We start from the raw sequence: 14,859 nt of genomic DNA on the forward strand, positions 1-14,859 counted from the left end.
CCCGCCACTCTTGCCCCTTTTCATCATGCTGACGAGCGCACTTCCCGACCACGAAGACCTGATGCAACGCATCGCCCGCGACCTGATCGACAGCTACGACGAAGAACTCGAACTGGAGATCGAAGACCGCAACCTCGACGGGCTCGACCCCGGCTCGGCCGTGTCTTCCGTGTCCGACAAGGCGGCGCGCCAGGCCTATTTCAAGGAACTCTTTCGCCTGCAGGGCGAGCTGGTCAAGCTGCAGGACTGGGTGCAGCACAGCAAGCAGAAGGTGGTCATTCTTTTCGAAGGCCGCGACGCGGCAGGCAAGGGCGGTGTCATCAAGCGCATCACCCAGCGCCTGAATCCGCGCGTGGCCCGCGTGGCCGCGCTGCCCGCGCCCAACGACCGTGAACGCACGCAGTGGTACTTCCAGCGCTACGTGGCGCACCTGCCGGCGGCCGGCGAGATGGTGCTGTTCGACCGCAGCTGGTACAACCGCGCCGGCGTCGAGCGCGTGATGGGCTTTTGCAGCGACGACGAGTACGAGGAGTTCTTCCGCACCGTGCCCGAGTTCGAGAAGATGCTCGTGCGCTCGGGCATCAAGGTCATCAAGTACTGGTTCTCCATCACCGACGACGAGCAGCACATGCGCTTCCTGGGCCGCATCCACGACCCGCTCAAGCAGTGGAAGCTCAGCCCCATGGACCTCGAGAGCCGCCGCCGCTGGGAGGAATACACCAAGGCGAAAGAGATCATGCTGGAGCGCACCCACATCCCCGAGGCGCCGTGGTGGGTGGTGCAGGCCGTCGACAAGAAGAAGGCGCGCCTGAACTGCATCAGCCACCTGCTGGGCCAGTTGCCTTACCAGGAAGTGGCGCACGCGCCGGTCGAGCTGCCGGCGCGCGAGCGGCATGACGACTACCTGCGCCAGCCCGTCCCCGCCAGCATGATCGTGCCGGAAATCTACTGAAGGCTTCGCGGCCGTTTGGCCGCCCGGCGCTTTGCCTGCACACTGCGCCATGGCCCGTCGCTCCACCGCTTCTTTCTTCGCCCGCGCCTATGAGCGCAACCTGAAGGCGCTCACCAAGCTCACGCTGAGCAACGGCAAGCGCGTGGCCGGCCAGGTGCAACGCGCGACCGCCAAGCGGCTCAAGCCGCCGCCCGGCAAGGGCGACTGGATCAGCGGCATGGCGATGGGCGCGGGCGGGGCGCGCGGCTATCACCTGTTCCGTCCGGCCGACCTGGTGCTGCAGCCCGGCGAGAAACTCCCGCTCATGGTCATGCTGCACGGCTGCGGCCAGACCGGTCGCGACTTCGCGGCCAGCACGCGCATGAACGCGCTCGCGGTGCGCCAGCGCTTTCTCGTGCTCTACCCCGAGCAGGACCGCATCGCCCATCCGCAGGGCTGCTGGAACTGGTACGAGCGCCGCTCCGGCAAGGCCGACGCCGAGGCCGCCACGCTGATGGCCGCCGTCGACCAGGCCTGCATGCTGTACCCCGTCGATCGCGACCGCGTGGCCGTGGCTGGCCTGTCGGCGGGCGCGAGCATGGCGGCGCTGCTGGCCACGCGCTACCCGAACCGCTTTCGCGCGGTGGTCATGCACTCGGGCGTGGCGCCCGGCGCCGCGAAGTCATCGGCCACCGCGCTCGGCGCCATGCGCGGACAGCACGTGCCGCCGATGCCCGTCACCGCGGTCGGCAAGGCCATGGGCGCGGCGGCCGTCTTCACGACGCTGCCGCCGATGCTGGTGCTGCACGGCGATGCCGACGCCGTGGTGGCGCCCAGCAATGCGATGAGCAGCGCGGCCGTCTGGGCCACCGCCGTGGGCGCGCACGCCGGCATGGCGCGCGACCTGCAACGCGGCCAGCGCCGTGCCATGCGCGTGACCGACTTCAAGCGCCAGGGCCGCACGCTGGTCACGCTGTGCGAGATCGCGGGGCTCGGCCACTCGTGGAGCGGCGGGTCGCGGGGGCAGCTGTTCAGCGACCCGCTCGGGCCCGACGCCACGCGCATGACGTGGGCCTTTGCGTCCGCGCAGTTCGACAAGCGCTGAGCGCGCGGCGCCCTGCGCGCATGACCTCGCAGGTCATTGCCGCGATGCCGGCCGGTGCCGACAGTGGGGGCCATGACCTCCTCGAACCCTGCCGTTTCTTCTGCCCCATCGATCGCGTCCGCCACACCGGGCCCGCTGGGCCTGTGGGTCATGCTCAGCGGCACCTTCCTGGTGGTGCTCGATTTCTTCATCGTCAACGTCGCGCTGCCATCGATGCAGCACGACCTGCAGGCCAGCGCGGGCACGCTGCAGCTGGTGGTGGCGGGCTACGGCCTGGCCACTGCCGCGGGCCTGGTCACGGGCGGGCGGCTGGGCGACCTGTTCGGCCGGCGCCGCATGTTCATGCTCGGCCTGCTGCTGTTCACGCTCGCCTCGGCCGCCTGCGGCGTGGCGCCGAACGCCGGGCTGCTCGTGGCCGCGCGCCTGCTGCAGGGCCTGGCCGGCGCGCTGCTGCAGCCGCAGGTGCTCGCGATGATCGGCCTGGCCTACGCGGGCGAAGACCGGACGCGCGCCTTCGCGGCCTACGGCCTCACGCTGGGCCTGGCGGCCACGCTGGGGCAGCTGGTGGGCGGCGCGCTGATCCATGCCGACCTCGCGGGGCTCGGCTGGCGCAGCTGCTTTCTCATCAACGTGCCCATTGGCCTGCTGGCGCTGGTGCTCGCGCCGCGCGTGGTGCCGCCGCTGGCGCAGGGCCGGGGCGACAGCCGGCTCGACCTCGCCGGCATGGCGCTGGTCGCGGCCGGTTCGGTGGCCGTGGTGCTGCCGCTGGTCGAAGGGCGCCAGCAGGGTTGGCCGCTGTGGAGCTGGCTGTACCTGGCCGCCGCCGTGCCGCTGTGGGGCCTCTTCGCGGGACAGCAGCGCCGCCTTGCGGCACGCGGCGGTGCGCCGCTGGTGGCGCCGGTGCTGCTCGCCAACCGCCGCTTCGTGGCCGGGCTGCTCACCACGCTGGCTTTCTATGCCGGCAACGCCTCGTTCTACTTCGTGCTGGCGCTGTACCTGCAGCAGGGGATGGGGCTGGGCGCGCTCCACTCGGGCATCGTCTTCACGGCGCTGGCCGTCGGCTTCTTCGCGACCTCGATGGCCGGCGCCCGCATCGCCCGCCGCTTCGGCGGCACGCCCCCGATCGCGCTCGGCGCCCTCGTGCTCGCGGCGGGGCATGCGTTGCAGTGCGCCAACGTGGCCGGCTGGCCGGGCCATGCGCATGTCGTGGCGTGGATGGTGCCGCTGCTGTTCGTGCAGGGCGCGGGGCTCGGCATGGTGATGGCGCCGCTCGTGTCCACCGTGCTGGCCGGCCTGCCGCCGCAGCACGCGGGCGTGGCTTCGGGCGTGCTGTCGATGGTGCAGCAGGCGGGCAATGCGCTGGGGGTGGCGTTGGTGGGGATCCTGTTTTATGGGCAGTTGGGGCACGGCGGCGACGTCGCAGGCCATGCGAGCGCGCTCGGCGTCGCGTTGCTCTACCTGATGGGCACGGCCTTGCTGGTGGCCGTGTTGCATCGCGCAGGCGTGCGACAGCGTCAGGTGGTGGCAGGCGGGGGCAAGTCGGACAGCGCCGAGGCCACGCGCTGACAGGCGACGATGAGGTCGCGAACGATGCGTTCGTCGATATTCATGTCGCCTTCGTATTCACCGAGGTTGCGGATCTCGTGCCCCTTGGCCAGCACGCGCCAGACTTCCGGCCCCAGCGCCAGGGTGTGCGGCAGCACCTGGAAGACGATGAAGCGGTTGCCCGATCGATAGCCGTGCCATCGCAGTGCAGCGAGGCACAAGGCGTGTGCCGCGTTGTAGGCCAGATCGAAGCGGCTTTCCAGCGAGAGCTGGGTGACCTGCGCATCGGCCAGGCGAGCCAGTCCGGAGCGAAGCAGGCCCGCGAATTCGCGCGCATCGGGTGCTTCGGCCGTCAGCGGTTTCGACGGGCCGCACAGGTTGTCAAGCGGGGAGGGCATGCGCGTCGCCGATCACCCAGAGCTTGGGCTGTGCCATGACGCGCGTGACGAAAGATTCGCCGTCCTTGAGCTTTCGCATCAGTTCTTTCCTCGTGAACAGGGTCGGGTTCACTGTACGGCCGAGGCGCGCAGAGACGGCGTCGAGGGCGAGAAAGAGGTCCGAATAGGCAAGTTCTTCACTGATCAGCAGCAGGTCGATGTCGCTGGCGGCGGTGTCGCTCTTCTTGGCCACCGAGCCGAAGACGAAGGCCGCGTCGATCTTGTCGGCCACGGGCGCCAGTGCATCGCGCAGCGGGCCCGCGAGCCCGAAGGTCTTGCGCACGATGCTGCACAGCTCCTCGAAGATCGGTGCGTCCGCGTTCGCGCGGTAGTGTTTCTGGTTGCCGACACGCGACGTCGTGAGCAGCCCGCTGTCGGTCAGCTGCTGGAGTTCTCGCTGCACTGCGCCCGAGCCCGCACCGGTAAGCTTGATCAATTCACTGGAAAAGAAGCTCCGGTCCGGCTGCCCGAAGAGACAGCCCAGCACGCGTTGCTGCGTGGTCGTGAACAAGGCGTCCGCCAGGCTGGCGGACTTCTCGACAACCGGTGCCGGTGATTTCAATTTACCCATTTTGGGTATGTTAATGCCCAAAATGGGTTTCTCCAACCCTACAGGAATGCCATGGCCGATGACCTGCAATCGCTGACCCAGGCCTTGCGCGACTTCGCGCAAGCCCGCGACTGGGAGCAATTCCACTCCCCCAAGAACCTCGCCGCCGCGCTGTCGGTCGAGGCGGCCGAGCTGCTCGAGCATTTCCAGTGGCTCACCGAAGCGCAAAGCCGGGCGCTGCCTGAAGAGAAGCGCGCCGAGATCGGCACCGAGATCGCGGACGTCCTGCTCTACCTGCTGCAACTGGCCGACAAGCTCGGCATCGATCCGGTCGAGGCAGCGAAGCACAAGATGCTCGCCAACGCCGTGAAGTACCCGGCCCCGCCGCCCGCCTGAGTACCTCCGTGTACGCCACCCGGCGTATTTCCCCTTTGTGGTGCGTTCCGCAGACTCCTCTCCATCGCCAGCCCCGCGCTGTCGACAAGGTTCAACCCACCCGGAGCAGGAGTCCACATGCAACGTCGTTTCACACTCAAGGCGCTCACCGCCGCCGTCGCGCTGGCCAGCATTTCTGCTGCCCCCGCATTCGCTGCCGACACCATCAAGGTCGGCGTGCTGCACTCGCTGTCGGGCACGATGGCCATCTCGGAAACCGTGTTGAAGGACACGGTGCTGATGGCCATCGACGACATCAACAAGAAGGGCGGCGTGCTGGGCAAGCAGCTGGAGCCCGTGGTGGTCGACCCGGCCTCCAACTGGCCCCTGTTCGCTGAAAAGACCAAGCAGCTGCTCGGCCAGGACAAGGTCTCGGTGATCTTCGGCTGCTGGACCTCGGTGTCGCGCAAGTCGGTGCTGCCGGTGGTCGAGGAAATGAACGGCCTGCTGTTCTACCCCGTGCAGTACGAGGGTGAAGAGCTCTCCAAGAACGTGTTCTACACGGGCGCCGCGCCCAACCAGCAAGCCATTCCGGCCGTCGACTACCTCATGAGCAAGGAAGGCGGCGGCGCCAAGCGCTGGGTGCTGTTGGGCACCGACTACGTCTACCCCCGCACGACCAACAAGATCTTGCGCGCCTACCTGAAGAGCAAGGGCGTGGCCGACAAGGACATCGACGAGAAGTACACCCCCTTCGGCCACAGCGACTACCAGACCATCGTCGCCGACATCAAGAAGTTCTCGGCCGGCGGCAAGACGGCGGTGGTCTCGACCATCAACGGCGACTCCAACGTGCCCTTCTACAAGGAACTGGGCAACGCGGGCCTGAAGGCCAAGGACGTGCCGGTGGTCGCCTTCTCGGTGGGCGAGGAAGAACTGCGCGGCGTGGACACCAAGCCGCTCGTGGGCCACCTGGCGGCATGGAACTACTTCATGTCGATCAAGAACCCGACCAACACCGCGTTCATCAAGCAGTGGAGCGACTACGCCAAGGCCAAGAACATCGCCGGCCACAAGGACAAGCCGCTCACCAACGACCCGATGGAAGCGACCTGGATCGGCATCCACATGTGGAAGCAGGCGGTCGAGAAGGCCAAGTCGACCGACACCGACAAGGTGATCGCGGCGATGGCCGGCCAGACCTTCACGGCACCGTCGGGCATCGTCTCGAAGATGGACGAGAAGAACCATCACCTGCACAAGAGCGTGTTCATCGGCGAGATCAAGGCCGACGGCCAGTTCAGCGTGGTGTGGAAGACGCCGGGCCCGGTCAAGGCCAAGCCGTGGAGCCCGTACATCGAAGGCAACGACAAGAAGCCCGATTACCCGGCCGGCAAGTCGATGTAAGTGTGTTTCTCCCTCCCCCGCTGGGGGAGGGCAGGGGTGGGGGCTGACGGCGGTCGATTCGAGCACTGCGCTTGTCCGGGCGCCGCGTGCCCCCACCCCGACCCTCCCCCGAAAGGGGAGGGAGCCTTACCAACTTCCAAGTTCATGATGCTTCGACGAACCCTTCACTGCGCTTTCGCCGCCATGCTCCTCGCAGCGTCGGCCGCCCATGCGCTGACCGCCGACGAAGCTCGGGCCATCGCCTCCGGCGAGTCCGAAGCCCGCATCGCCGCGCTCAACAAGGCCGTCCTCACCGCCGACGACAAGACCGCCGCGTTCATCCAGGCGATGTCCGACGACGCCGTGAAGTACACCGAAGACAAGGTCTTCGTGATGAAGGACGACAAGGGCTACGACCCCGTGACGGGCGTCGAGCTGAAGGTGCCCGACACCGCCGAAGACGTCGTCAACAACAACCTCATGCGCGGCGCGCTCGATGCCGCACAGGCCGCGCTCAAGCTCACGAGCACCGACGACGCGGTGCGCGCCGAAGCCGCGCAGGCGCTCTTCAAGGAGCCCGACGAGTCGCGCATCCCGATGGTCGAGAAGGCGCTGGCCGCCGAGACCAACCCGAAGATCAAGGCGCAGCTCGAACTCGTGCGCGCCGCCAGCATGCTCACCAGCGCCGACAAGGCCAAGCGCCTCGCCGCCGCCAAGGAGCTGGGCAACAACCGCAGCCCCGACACCAAGCTGCTGCTCAACCAGCGCCTGGCCGACGAGACCGAAGCCGACGTCAAGGCGGCCATCACCGCATCGATCGCCAACATCGACGGCGCGCTGGTCTGGGGCGACCGCATCAACGCCGTGTTCAGCGGCATCAGCCTGGGCTCGGTGCTGCTGCTGGCCGCGCTGGGCCTGGCCATCACCTACGGCCTCATGGGCGTCATCAACATGGCGCACGGCGAGCTGATGATGATCGGCGCCTACGCCACCTACGTGATGCAAGGCATCTTCCAGAAGTACATGCCCGAGGCGGCGTTCGGCTGGTACCTGGTGGCCGCCATTCCCGTGTCCTTCCTCGCCTCGGCGCTCGTGGGCGCGGTGCTCGAACGTGGCGTGATCCGCTTCCTCTACGGCCGTCCGCTCGAGACGCTGCTCGCCACCTGGGGCATCAGCCTGATGCTGCAGCAGCTGGTGCGATCGCTGTTCGGCGCGCAGAACGTCGGCGTGGAAAACCCCGGCTGGATGAGCGGCGGCTTCACGATGCTGAGCAACGTCACGCTGCCCTGGAACCGCATCTGCATCATCGTCTTCGCCGCGCTCGTGCTGCTCGCGATGGGCTGGCTCATCGGCAAGACGCGCCTGGGTCTGTTCGTGCGCGGCGTCACGCAGAACCGCCCGATCGCCTCGTGCATGGGCGTGAACACCGCGCGCATCGATACCTACGCCTTCGCGCTCGGCTCGGGCATCGCGGGCCTGGCGGGCTGCGCGCTGAGCCAGATCGGCAACGTCGGCCCCGACCTGGGCCAGAGCTACATCGTCGACAGCTTCATGGTGGTCGTGATGGGCGGCGTCGGCCAGCTCGCGGGCACCGTGTATGCGGCGCTGGGGCTGGGCATCCTCAACAAGTTCATCGAAGGCTGGGCGGGCGCGGTGCTCGCGAAGATCGCGGTGCTTGTCTTCATCATCATCTTCATTCAAAAGAGACCTCAGGGCATCTTCGCCATGAAGGGCCGGAGCGCAGAGGCATGAGCAAGGTCGTACTTCCCACCAAAGGCCCGCTGCTGAGCGGCAAGGGCTGGACAGCCTTCTTCGTCGCATTGATCGTCGTGTGCGCCGTGGCGCCCGTGCTCAACATGTGGGTGCCGGCCGACAGCCCGCTGCACATGAGCGACTACGCCGTGGCGCTGGTCGGCAAGATCATGTGCTACGCCATCTGCGCGCTGGCCATGGACCTGATCTGGGGCTACACCGGCATCCTGTCGCTGGGCCACGGCCTCTTCTTCGCGCTGGGCGGCTACATGATGGGCATGTACCTCATGCGCCAGATCGGCCGCGACGGCAACTACAAGAGCGACCTGCCCGACTTCATGGTGTTCCTCGACTGGAAGGAGCTGCCCTGGCATTGGACCTTCAGCGGCAGCTTCGGCATGACGCTGCTGCTCATCGTGGCGGTGCCCGGCCTCATCGCTTTCGTGTTCGGCTTCTTCGCCTTCCGCTCGCGCATCAAGGGCGTGTACTTCTCGATCATCACGCAGGCCATGACCTTCGCGGCCATGCTGCTGTTCTTCCGCAACGAGACCGGCTTCGGCGGCAACAACGGCTTCACCGACTTCAAGCGCATCCTGAACATCCCGATCGCCACGCAGGAGATGCGCATGACGCTCTTCGCGCTCACGGGCCTCACGCTGCTGGGCTTCTTCCTGTTCGCCAAGTGGCTCATCGGCAGCAAGTTCGGTCGCGTGCTGCAGGCCATTCGCGATGCCGAAACGCGCGTGATGTTCTCGGGCTACAACCCGCTGCCCTACAAGCTCACGATCTGGGTCATATCGGCCGTGATGTGCGGCGTGGCCGGCGCGCTGTACGTGCCGCAGGTCGGCATCATCAACCCGGGCGAGATGAGCGCGGCCAACTCCATCGAGATCGCGGTGTGGGCCGCAGTCGGTGGGCGCGCCACGCTGATCGGTCCGATCATCGGCGCCTTCATCGTCAACGGCGCAAAGAGCTGGCTCACCGTGGCCTACCCCGAGTACTGGCTGTACTTCCTGGGCGCCTTGTTCATTGCTGTCACGCTGTTCCTGCCGAACGGCATCGTGGGGTTGGTGCGCAAGTGGCTCTCGCGCGAGAAGACACAGAAGGCCGCGGCGCCGGCCGCGAAGGACGCGCGGCGCGAGCCCGGCGCCGCGCACGCCGAGCCCGAAGCGACGGTGCAGGCGCCCCTGGTCGCCGACGTGAAGGGAGCCCGCGCATGACGCCCGACCTGATGGAAGCCGGCGCCGAGCGCGCCGCACGCGCGGCCGGGCTGCACGCCGCCACAGGCCAGACCGAATCGGGTGGCCGCACCGCAGGTTTCAGCCGCATCGCCACGCCGGGCGAGGTCGACGTCACCCACGGCCGCATTCTGTACCTGGAAGACGTGAGCGTGAGCTTCGACGGCTTCAAGGCCATCAACAAGCTCTCGCTCGACATTGCGCCGGGCGAGCTGCGCTGCATCATCGGCCCCAACGGCGCGGGCAAGACCACGATGATGGACATCATCACCGGCAAGACCCGACCCGATTCAGGCACCGTGTTCTTCGGCAGCACCATCGACCTCCTGCGCCACCGCGAGGCCGACATCGCGCAGCTGGGCATCGGCCGCAAGTTCCAGAAGCCGACGGTGTTCGAGCACCTCACCGTGTTCGAGAACCTCGAGCTCGCACTGAAGACCGACAAGGGCGTGCGCGCCTCGATGCTGTTCAGGCTCGACTCGGCGCAGAGCGATCGTCTGGCCGAAGTGCTGGAGACGATCCACCTGGCCGACAGCGTCTCGCGCCTGGCCGGCAACCTGAGCCATGGCCAGAAGCAGTGGCTCGAAATCGGCATGCTGCTGATGCAGGACCCGAAGCTGCTGCTGCTCGACGAGCCCGTGGCCGGCATGACCGACGAGGAAACCGCGCGCACGGCCGAGCTGTTCCTCACGCTCAAGGGCAAGCATTCGCTGATGGTGGTGGAGCACGACATGAGCTTCATCCGCACCATCTCCGAGATCGTGACCGTGCTGTGCGATGGCTCGGTGCTCGCGCAGGGCACGCTCGATGAGGTGCAGGCCGACGAGCGCGTGATCGAGGTCTACCTTGGCCGGTGAACTTGTCGCCGCGGCCAAAGCCGCCGGCATCAACGCCACGACCAGCGCCCGGTGTGCGGTGCGGCGTGGGCGGCCCCTCTGTGCCGCCGAGGAGCGCAGCGATTCGCGGATCAGGGCTCGCAGCTGTCTGAGCGCAGCGAGTTCTGCGAGGCCCCGCGAAACGCGAGCACCGCAGGGCAGCCCGAAGGGCCGGCACAGTGAGACCGACCGCGCCGTGTCGCACACCGGGTGCCCCCGATAAAGACCAATGAAAGCATCCCACCATGCTGACAGTCAAGAACATCCACCAGTACTACGGCGGCTCCCACATCCTCAGAGACGTGAGCTTCGAGGCCACGCTCGGCAAGGTCACGGTCCTGCTCGGCCGCAACGGCGTCGGCAAGACCACGCTGCTGAAGTCGCTCATGGGCCTCGTGCCCATCAAGAGCGGCAGCATCGAGCTCGAAGGCAAGCCGATCCACAAGGCCACGCCGTACGACAGGGCCAGGGCCGGCATCGGCTTCGTCCCGCAGGGCCGCGAGATCTTCGCGCGGCTCACGGTGGAAGAGAACCTGCGCATGGGCCTGGCCTACAAGAGCGGCGGCACGCCCATTCCTGCGGAACTGTTCGAGCTGTTTCCCGTGCTCAAGCAGATGATCAACAGAAGAGGCGGGGACCTGTCAGGCGGGCAGCAACAGCAGCTGGCCATCGCCCGCGCCCTCGCGCCCAAGCCCAAGCTGCTGATCCTCGACGAGCCCACTGAAGGCATCCAGCCCAGCATCATCAAGGACATCGGCCGCGTCATCCGCATGCTCGCCGACCGCGGCGACATGGCTATCGTGCTGTGCGAGCAGTACTACGACTTCGCGCAGGAACTGGCCGACGACTACCTCGTGATGGAGCGCGGCGAAGTCATTGCGCGCGGCCTGGGCAAGGACATGGAAGCGCAGGGCGTGCGGCAGTTGGTTGCCATCTGAATTGCAAGACGGTACAGACGCGGCGCACGAGAGCATCTTCACAATTTAAGGGTTTACCCTAGAATCGGGCCTTGCCCGCGTCCGCCGGGCACCCCCCAGGAGCCCGGCCTTGAACGCCTCACCGTCCGCCCGCGAAGGCGCGGAAACCACCGCCATTGCACCGTCCGTCTCGTCCGCCCAGTTCCTGCGCGCGGTGCTCGCGCTCGGCGTCGGCGGCTTTGCCATCGGCACCGGCGAGTTCGTCATCATGGGCCTGCTGCCCGAGGTTGCGAAAGACATCGCCGTCACCATCCCGCAGGCCGGCCACGTCATCAGCGCCTATGCGCTGGGCGTGGTCATCGGCGCGCCCGTGCTCGCGGTGCTGGCCGCCGGCTGGGGCCGTCGCGCGCTGCTGATCGCGCTGATGGCCGTGTTCGCGGCCGGCAACTTCGCCAGCGCGATGGCGCCCGGCTACCTGTCGCTCAACCTGCTGCGCTTTGCCACCGGCCTGCCGCACGGCACCTACTTCGGCGTGGCCGCGCTCGTGGCCGCCACGCTCGCGCCGCCGGGGCGCCGCGCACGCGCCGTCGGCCTCGTGATGCTGGGGCTCACCGGCGCCACGCTGGTCGGCGTGCCCATCGCGGCGTGGCTGGGCCAGCTGTTCGGCTGGCGCGCGGCCTTCGTGTTCGTGGGCGTCATCGCGCTCGTCGCCGTGGCGCTGCTGCGCCGCGACGTGCCCGACATCGCACCCGCCGCCGGCGCCAGCCCCTGGCGCGAACTCGGCGCACTCAAGCGCAAGCAGGTGTGGTTCACGCTGGGCATCGGCGCCATCGGCTTCGGCGGCATGTTCGCCGTGTTCAGCTACATCAAGCCCACGCTGATCGAAGTGGCCGGCCTGCCGCTGGGCGGCGTGCCCTTCGTGCTCGCGCTGTTCGGCCTGGGCATGGTCACGGGCAACCTCGTGGGCTCGCGGCTGGCCGACAAGTCGCTCATGCGCACCATCGGCGGCGTGCTGGTCTACGCGGCGCTCGTGCTCGCCAGCTTCACCTTCGCGGCGCACCACGTCGTGACGGCAGCCTTCACCGTGTTCCTCATCGGCACCACCGTCGCCATCGGCCCGGCCCTGCAGATCCGCCTGATGGACGTGGCCGGCGACGCACAAACGCTCGCCGCCGCGCTCAACCACTCGGCCTTCAACATGGCCAACGCCCTTGGCGCCTGGCTCGGTGGCGTCGCCATCGCGGCCGGCCTGGGCTGGACCTCGACCGGCTGGGTCGGCGCGCTGCTGGCGCTGGCGGGCGTGGGCATCTTTGCCTGGGCGGTCGCGAGCGCGCGTGCGGATGCGCGGCGGCCGGTGGCTGTGGTTTGCGAAGGGTCGGTGGGCTGAGACGCCGTTCTGCAGTGGCGGTGCTGTAAGAGAAGGGCGCCAGAATCAGGCACGTTCCTGACGGCTGGAGTCCATGCAGATCCTTCGAGTGTTTGTGGCGGTGTGCCTCGCGGCGATGGGCGTTGCCATGCTGTGTGTCGCGCTGCTGTCGGCGCTTGATGCCGCGGTCATTCTTTCTTCTTACGGCAAGGTCGAGGGTGTCGTCACCGGCGCCGGCAACACAGAGGTCCGGGTCGACTACGTCCGGCCCGACGGCCGACGGGCTGTCTTGTACGCACGCAGCGGCGGCAAGTTCGATCCACGCCCCGTGGGCAAGAAGGTCGCGGTCCTGCTGCCCCCGAAAGATCGGTTGGACGGCTCGCTCAAGCCGATCCTCAAGGACGACCTGAACCCCGTCGCCATGGAATTCATGTTCGCGGTGCTCTTTCTCGTAGGCGCATTGGTGATCTGGGAGGGACGCTCCGGTGGTGCTTCTTCGCAGTCGAGCGAAGACCTGCGAACGAGGGGCGTCGACACCCATCCGAAAGAGCCCGAGCGGCCAGTGCGCCCGCAGGCGTCGATCGACTTCGAGCACGCGAGCGCCAACACCCGCGAGATGGATCTCACGCAGCTGGCGCGCCTGCAGGCGTTGATCGACCGCGAGTACACGAGCGTCGACACCCGGCAGAGGGAGCTCGACCGGCAAGCGCGCCTGCAGGCATCGATCGACCTCGAGATCGCCGAGCGACGCGCCAAGAAAGACGCCCGATGACCCCTCCGTTTTTCACCCGCCGACGCCTGCTGCACACCGGCCTCGCCGCCGCCGCGCTCGGCCATCCCTTCCTGCACCTGCGCGCCCAGCCCTTGGCGGCGCGCGATCCGTTCACGCTGGGCATCGCCTCGGGCGCGCCACTGCCGGACGGCATGGTGCTGTGGACGCGGCTCGCGCCCGAGCCGGTGCAGGGCGGCGGCATGGGCGATGCGCCTGTGGCGGTGCAGTGGGAGGTGGCCGAGGACGAGCGCTTTCGCCGCATCGTGACCAAGGGCACGGCCAGTGCCACGGCCGACCTCGCGCACGCGGTGCACGTCGAAGTGCAGGGCCTGCGCCCGGGCCGCCCCTACTGGTACCGCTTCACCGCCGCCGGCGTGCGCAGCCCTGTCGGCCGCACGCGCACCGCGCCGGCCGACGATGACGCCGCCGTGCAGCCGCTGCGCTTCGCCTTCGCCTCGTGCCAGCAGTACGAGGAGGGCTACTACGCCGCCTACCGCGACATGGCCGCGCAGCCGCTCGACTTCGTCGTCCACCTCGGCGACTACATCTACGAAAGCACGCGCGGTTCGCACAACGTGCGCCGGCACGAGGGCGGCATTCCCACCGACCTGGCCGGGTTTCGCAACCGCTACGCGCTCTACAAGACCGATCCGCACCTGCAGGCCGCGCACGCCGCCTTTCCCTGGCTCGTGACCTGGGACGATCACGAGGTCGCCAACGACTACACCGATGACGTCTCGCCACGCACGCCCGACCCGGCGCAGTTCCTGGCGATCCGCGCCGCCGCCTATCAGGCCTGGTACGAGCACATGCCCGTGCCCGCCTCCATGCGCCCGCGCGGTGCAGGCGCGACCATCTACGGGCGCCATCGCTTCGGCCGCATGCTCGACGTGATGCTGCTCGACGGCCGCCAGTACCGCTCGCACCACGCCTGCCTCCCGGGCCGCAGCACCAAGCCGCTGGTCGACTGCGCCGACCGGCTGGCCCCGGAGCGCAGCCTGCTCGGCATGCAGCAGGAAGCCTGGCTCGCGAACGAACTCGCCACGCCGCCGGCGCGCTGGACCGTCATCGCCCAACCCACCTTGCTCGCCGAAGCCGACCGCCAGCGCGGCGCGGGGCACGGCTACTGGATGGACGGCTGGGACGGCTACGCCGCCGCGCGCACGCGCCTGCTCGACGCGCTGACCGCCAACCCGTCGCGCGGCGGCGATGCGCTGGTGCTCGGCGGCGACGTGCACGCCTTCTGGGCCGCCGACCTGCACCGCGAGCCGCAGGGCCCCGTCGTCGCGACCGAGTTCGTCGGCGGCGCCATCACCTCCGAAGGGCCCAGCGCCGCCAGCGTGGCCCACATGCGTGCGAAGAACGAACACCTGCGCTACGGCCGCGCCGACAAGCGCGGCTACGGCCTCATGACGCTCGACGCGCGCGGCTGCGCCGTCGAGTTCCGCGCGGTCGACGACGAGAAGAACGCCGATTCCGCCGTCGCGGCCATGGCCCGCTTTTCTGTCGAACGCGGCGCGCCCGGCGTGCACCTCGAATCCACCTGAATCTCCAGCGCCTGCAGGAATGCGCGGCCGTGCCTATGATGGCCGCCGCCTCTTTTCCTCCCT

The 14,859-nt window shown here is 68.2% G+C and carries 14 protein-coding genes; 12 read left to right on the top strand and 2 right to left on the bottom strand.

The genetic code is table 11. The features are described from left to right. Positions 1 to 25 precede the first annotated feature (25 nt). From ppk2 to AC1RAD_RS06955, 3 genes are all read left to right on the top strand, one after another. Positions 26 to 952 carry a polyphosphate kinase 2 gene (ppk2, locus tag AC1RAD_RS06945; protein WP_174543625.1) on the top strand — a complete coding sequence of 309 codons (927 nt, stop codon included), beginning with the start codon at positions 26 to 28 and terminating at the stop codon, positions 950 to 952. A gap of 49 nt (positions 953 to 1,001) precedes the next feature. Next, a complete protein-coding gene (locus AC1RAD_RS06950; protein ID WP_070061595.1) occupies positions 1,002 to 2,036 on the top strand; it encodes an extracellular catalytic domain type 1 short-chain-length polyhydroxyalkanoate depolymerase in 1,035 nt (344 codons plus the stop codon). A 72-nt stretch (positions 2,037 to 2,108) separates the two neighbouring features. After that, positions 2,109 to 3,602 carry an MFS transporter gene (locus AC1RAD_RS06955; RefSeq protein WP_492734274.1) on the top strand — a complete coding sequence of 498 codons (1,494 nt, stop codon included), beginning with the start codon at positions 2,109 to 2,111 and terminating at the stop codon, positions 3,600 to 3,602. On the opposite strand, the gene AC1RAD_RS06960 is transcribed toward AC1RAD_RS06955, so the two are convergent. Continuing rightward, positions 3,551 to 3,979 (bottom strand): hypothetical protein, encoded by a 429-nt coding sequence (locus AC1RAD_RS06960; RefSeq protein ID WP_354343216.1) that lies wholly within the window; start codon positions 3,977 to 3,979, stop codon positions 3,551 to 3,553. The two genes, AC1RAD_RS06955 and AC1RAD_RS06960, sit on opposite strands and share 52 nt — an antisense overlap. Further along, entirely contained in the window at positions 3,963 to 4,658 is a 696-nt protein-coding gene (locus AC1RAD_RS06965) for a nucleotidyltransferase domain-containing protein (protein ID WP_492685919.1), read from the bottom strand. Before AC1RAD_RS06965 ends, AC1RAD_RS06960 begins: the two co-directional genes overlap by 17 nt. Between AC1RAD_RS06965 and AC1RAD_RS06970 the strand changes: the two genes are divergently transcribed. The 9 genes from AC1RAD_RS06970 (at position 4,641) to AC1RAD_RS07010 (ending at position 14,796) form a co-directional block, all read left to right on the top strand. Continuing rightward, on the top strand, positions 4,641 to 4,964 hold the full coding sequence (locus AC1RAD_RS06970) for a nucleotide pyrophosphohydrolase (RefSeq protein ID WP_492734275.1): 324 nt from the start codon (positions 4,641 to 4,643) through the stop codon (positions 4,962 to 4,964). The genes AC1RAD_RS06965 and AC1RAD_RS06970 overlap by 18 nt on opposite strands. Before the next feature lie 117 nt (positions 4,965 to 5,081). Continuing rightward, positions 5,082 to 6,350 (top strand): urea ABC transporter substrate-binding protein, encoded by a 1,269-nt coding sequence (urtA, locus tag AC1RAD_RS06975; RefSeq protein ID WP_013543023.1) that lies wholly within the window; start codon positions 5,082 to 5,084, stop codon positions 6,348 to 6,350. Positions 6,351 to 6,533: 183 nt separating this feature from the next. After that, on the top strand, positions 6,534 to 8,081 hold the full coding sequence (gene urtB, locus AC1RAD_RS06980) for an urea ABC transporter permease subunit UrtB (protein ID WP_492734276.1): 1,548 nt from the start codon (positions 6,534 to 6,536) through the stop codon (positions 8,079 to 8,081). Then, a complete protein-coding gene (urtC, locus tag AC1RAD_RS06985; protein ID WP_492734277.1) occupies positions 8,078 to 9,301 on the top strand; it encodes an urea ABC transporter permease subunit UrtC in 1,224 nt (407 codons plus the stop codon). The genes urtB and urtC overlap by 4 nt, the downstream gene beginning before the upstream one ends. Further along, the gene (urtD, locus tag AC1RAD_RS06990) at positions 9,298 to 10,176 is read left to right on the top strand and encodes an urea ABC transporter ATP-binding protein UrtD (RefSeq protein ID WP_139702780.1); all 879 of its coding nucleotides are present in this window, start codon (positions 9,298 to 9,300) and stop codon (positions 10,174 to 10,176) included. The genes urtC and urtD overlap by 4 nt, the downstream gene beginning before the upstream one ends. Positions 10,177 to 10,439: 263 nt before the next feature. Then, the gene (gene urtE / locus AC1RAD_RS06995; RefSeq protein ID WP_062472198.1) at positions 10,440 to 11,132 is read left to right on the top strand and encodes an urea ABC transporter ATP-binding subunit UrtE; all 693 of its coding nucleotides are present in this window, start codon (positions 10,440 to 10,442) and stop codon (positions 11,130 to 11,132) included. 109 nt (positions 11,133 to 11,241) lie between these two features. Then, positions 11,242 to 12,498, top strand: coding sequence for an MFS transporter (locus tag AC1RAD_RS07000; RefSeq protein WP_095946664.1), 1,257 nt, complete (start codon positions 11,242 to 11,244; stop codon positions 12,496 to 12,498). Between the two features lie 73 nt (positions 12,499 to 12,571). Next, a complete protein-coding gene (locus tag AC1RAD_RS07005; protein WP_492734278.1) occupies positions 12,572 to 13,249 on the top strand; it encodes a hypothetical protein in 678 nt (225 codons plus the stop codon). Further along, on the top strand, positions 13,246 to 14,796 hold the full coding sequence (locus tag AC1RAD_RS07010) for an alkaline phosphatase D family protein (protein ID WP_492734279.1): 1,551 nt from the start codon (positions 13,246 to 13,248) through the stop codon (positions 14,794 to 14,796). The genes AC1RAD_RS07005 and AC1RAD_RS07010 overlap by 4 nt, the downstream gene beginning before the upstream one ends. Positions 14,797 to 14,859 lie beyond the last annotated feature (63 nt).

The organism is Variovorax sp. GW823-FHT04B03 (genome assembly GCF_058796495.1).

Excerpts from the sequence above, each read along its gene's own strand:
- ppk2 (WP_174543625.1), top strand. The coding sequence starts at position 26 with ATGCTGACGAGCGCACTTCCCGACCACGAAGACCTGATGCAACGCATC.
- AC1RAD_RS06950 (WP_070061595.1), top strand. The coding sequence starts at position 1,002 with ATGGCCCGTCGCTCCACCGCTTCTTTCTTCGCCCGCGCCTATGAGCGC.
- AC1RAD_RS06955 (WP_492734274.1), top strand. The coding sequence starts at position 2,109 with ATGACCTCCTCGAACCCTGCCGTTTCTTCTGCCCCATCGATCGCGTCC.
- AC1RAD_RS06960 (WP_354343216.1), bottom strand. The coding sequence starts at position 3,979 with ATGCCCTCCCCGCTTGACAACCTGTGCGGCCCGTCGAAACCGCTGACG.
- AC1RAD_RS06970 (WP_492734275.1), top strand. The coding sequence starts at position 4,641 with ATGGCCGATGACCTGCAATCGCTGACCCAGGCCTTGCGCGACTTCGCG.
- urtA (WP_013543023.1), top strand. The coding sequence starts at position 5,082 with ATGCAACGTCGTTTCACACTCAAGGCGCTCACCGCCGCCGTCGCGCTG.
- urtB (WP_492734276.1), top strand. The coding sequence starts at position 6,534 with ATGCTCCTCGCAGCGTCGGCCGCCCATGCGCTGACCGCCGACGAAGCT.
- urtC (WP_492734277.1), top strand. The coding sequence starts at position 8,078 with ATGAGCAAGGTCGTACTTCCCACCAAAGGCCCGCTGCTGAGCGGCAAG.
- urtD (WP_139702780.1), top strand. The coding sequence starts at position 9,298 with ATGACGCCCGACCTGATGGAAGCCGGCGCCGAGCGCGCCGCACGCGCG.
- urtE (WP_062472198.1), top strand. The coding sequence starts at position 10,440 with ATGCTGACAGTCAAGAACATCCACCAGTACTACGGCGGCTCCCACATC.
- AC1RAD_RS07005 (WP_492734278.1), top strand. The coding sequence starts at position 12,572 with ATGCAGATCCTTCGAGTGTTTGTGGCGGTGTGCCTCGCGGCGATGGGC.
- AC1RAD_RS07010 (WP_492734279.1), top strand. The coding sequence starts at position 13,246 with ATGACCCCTCCGTTTTTCACCCGCCGACGCCTGCTGCACACCGGCCTC.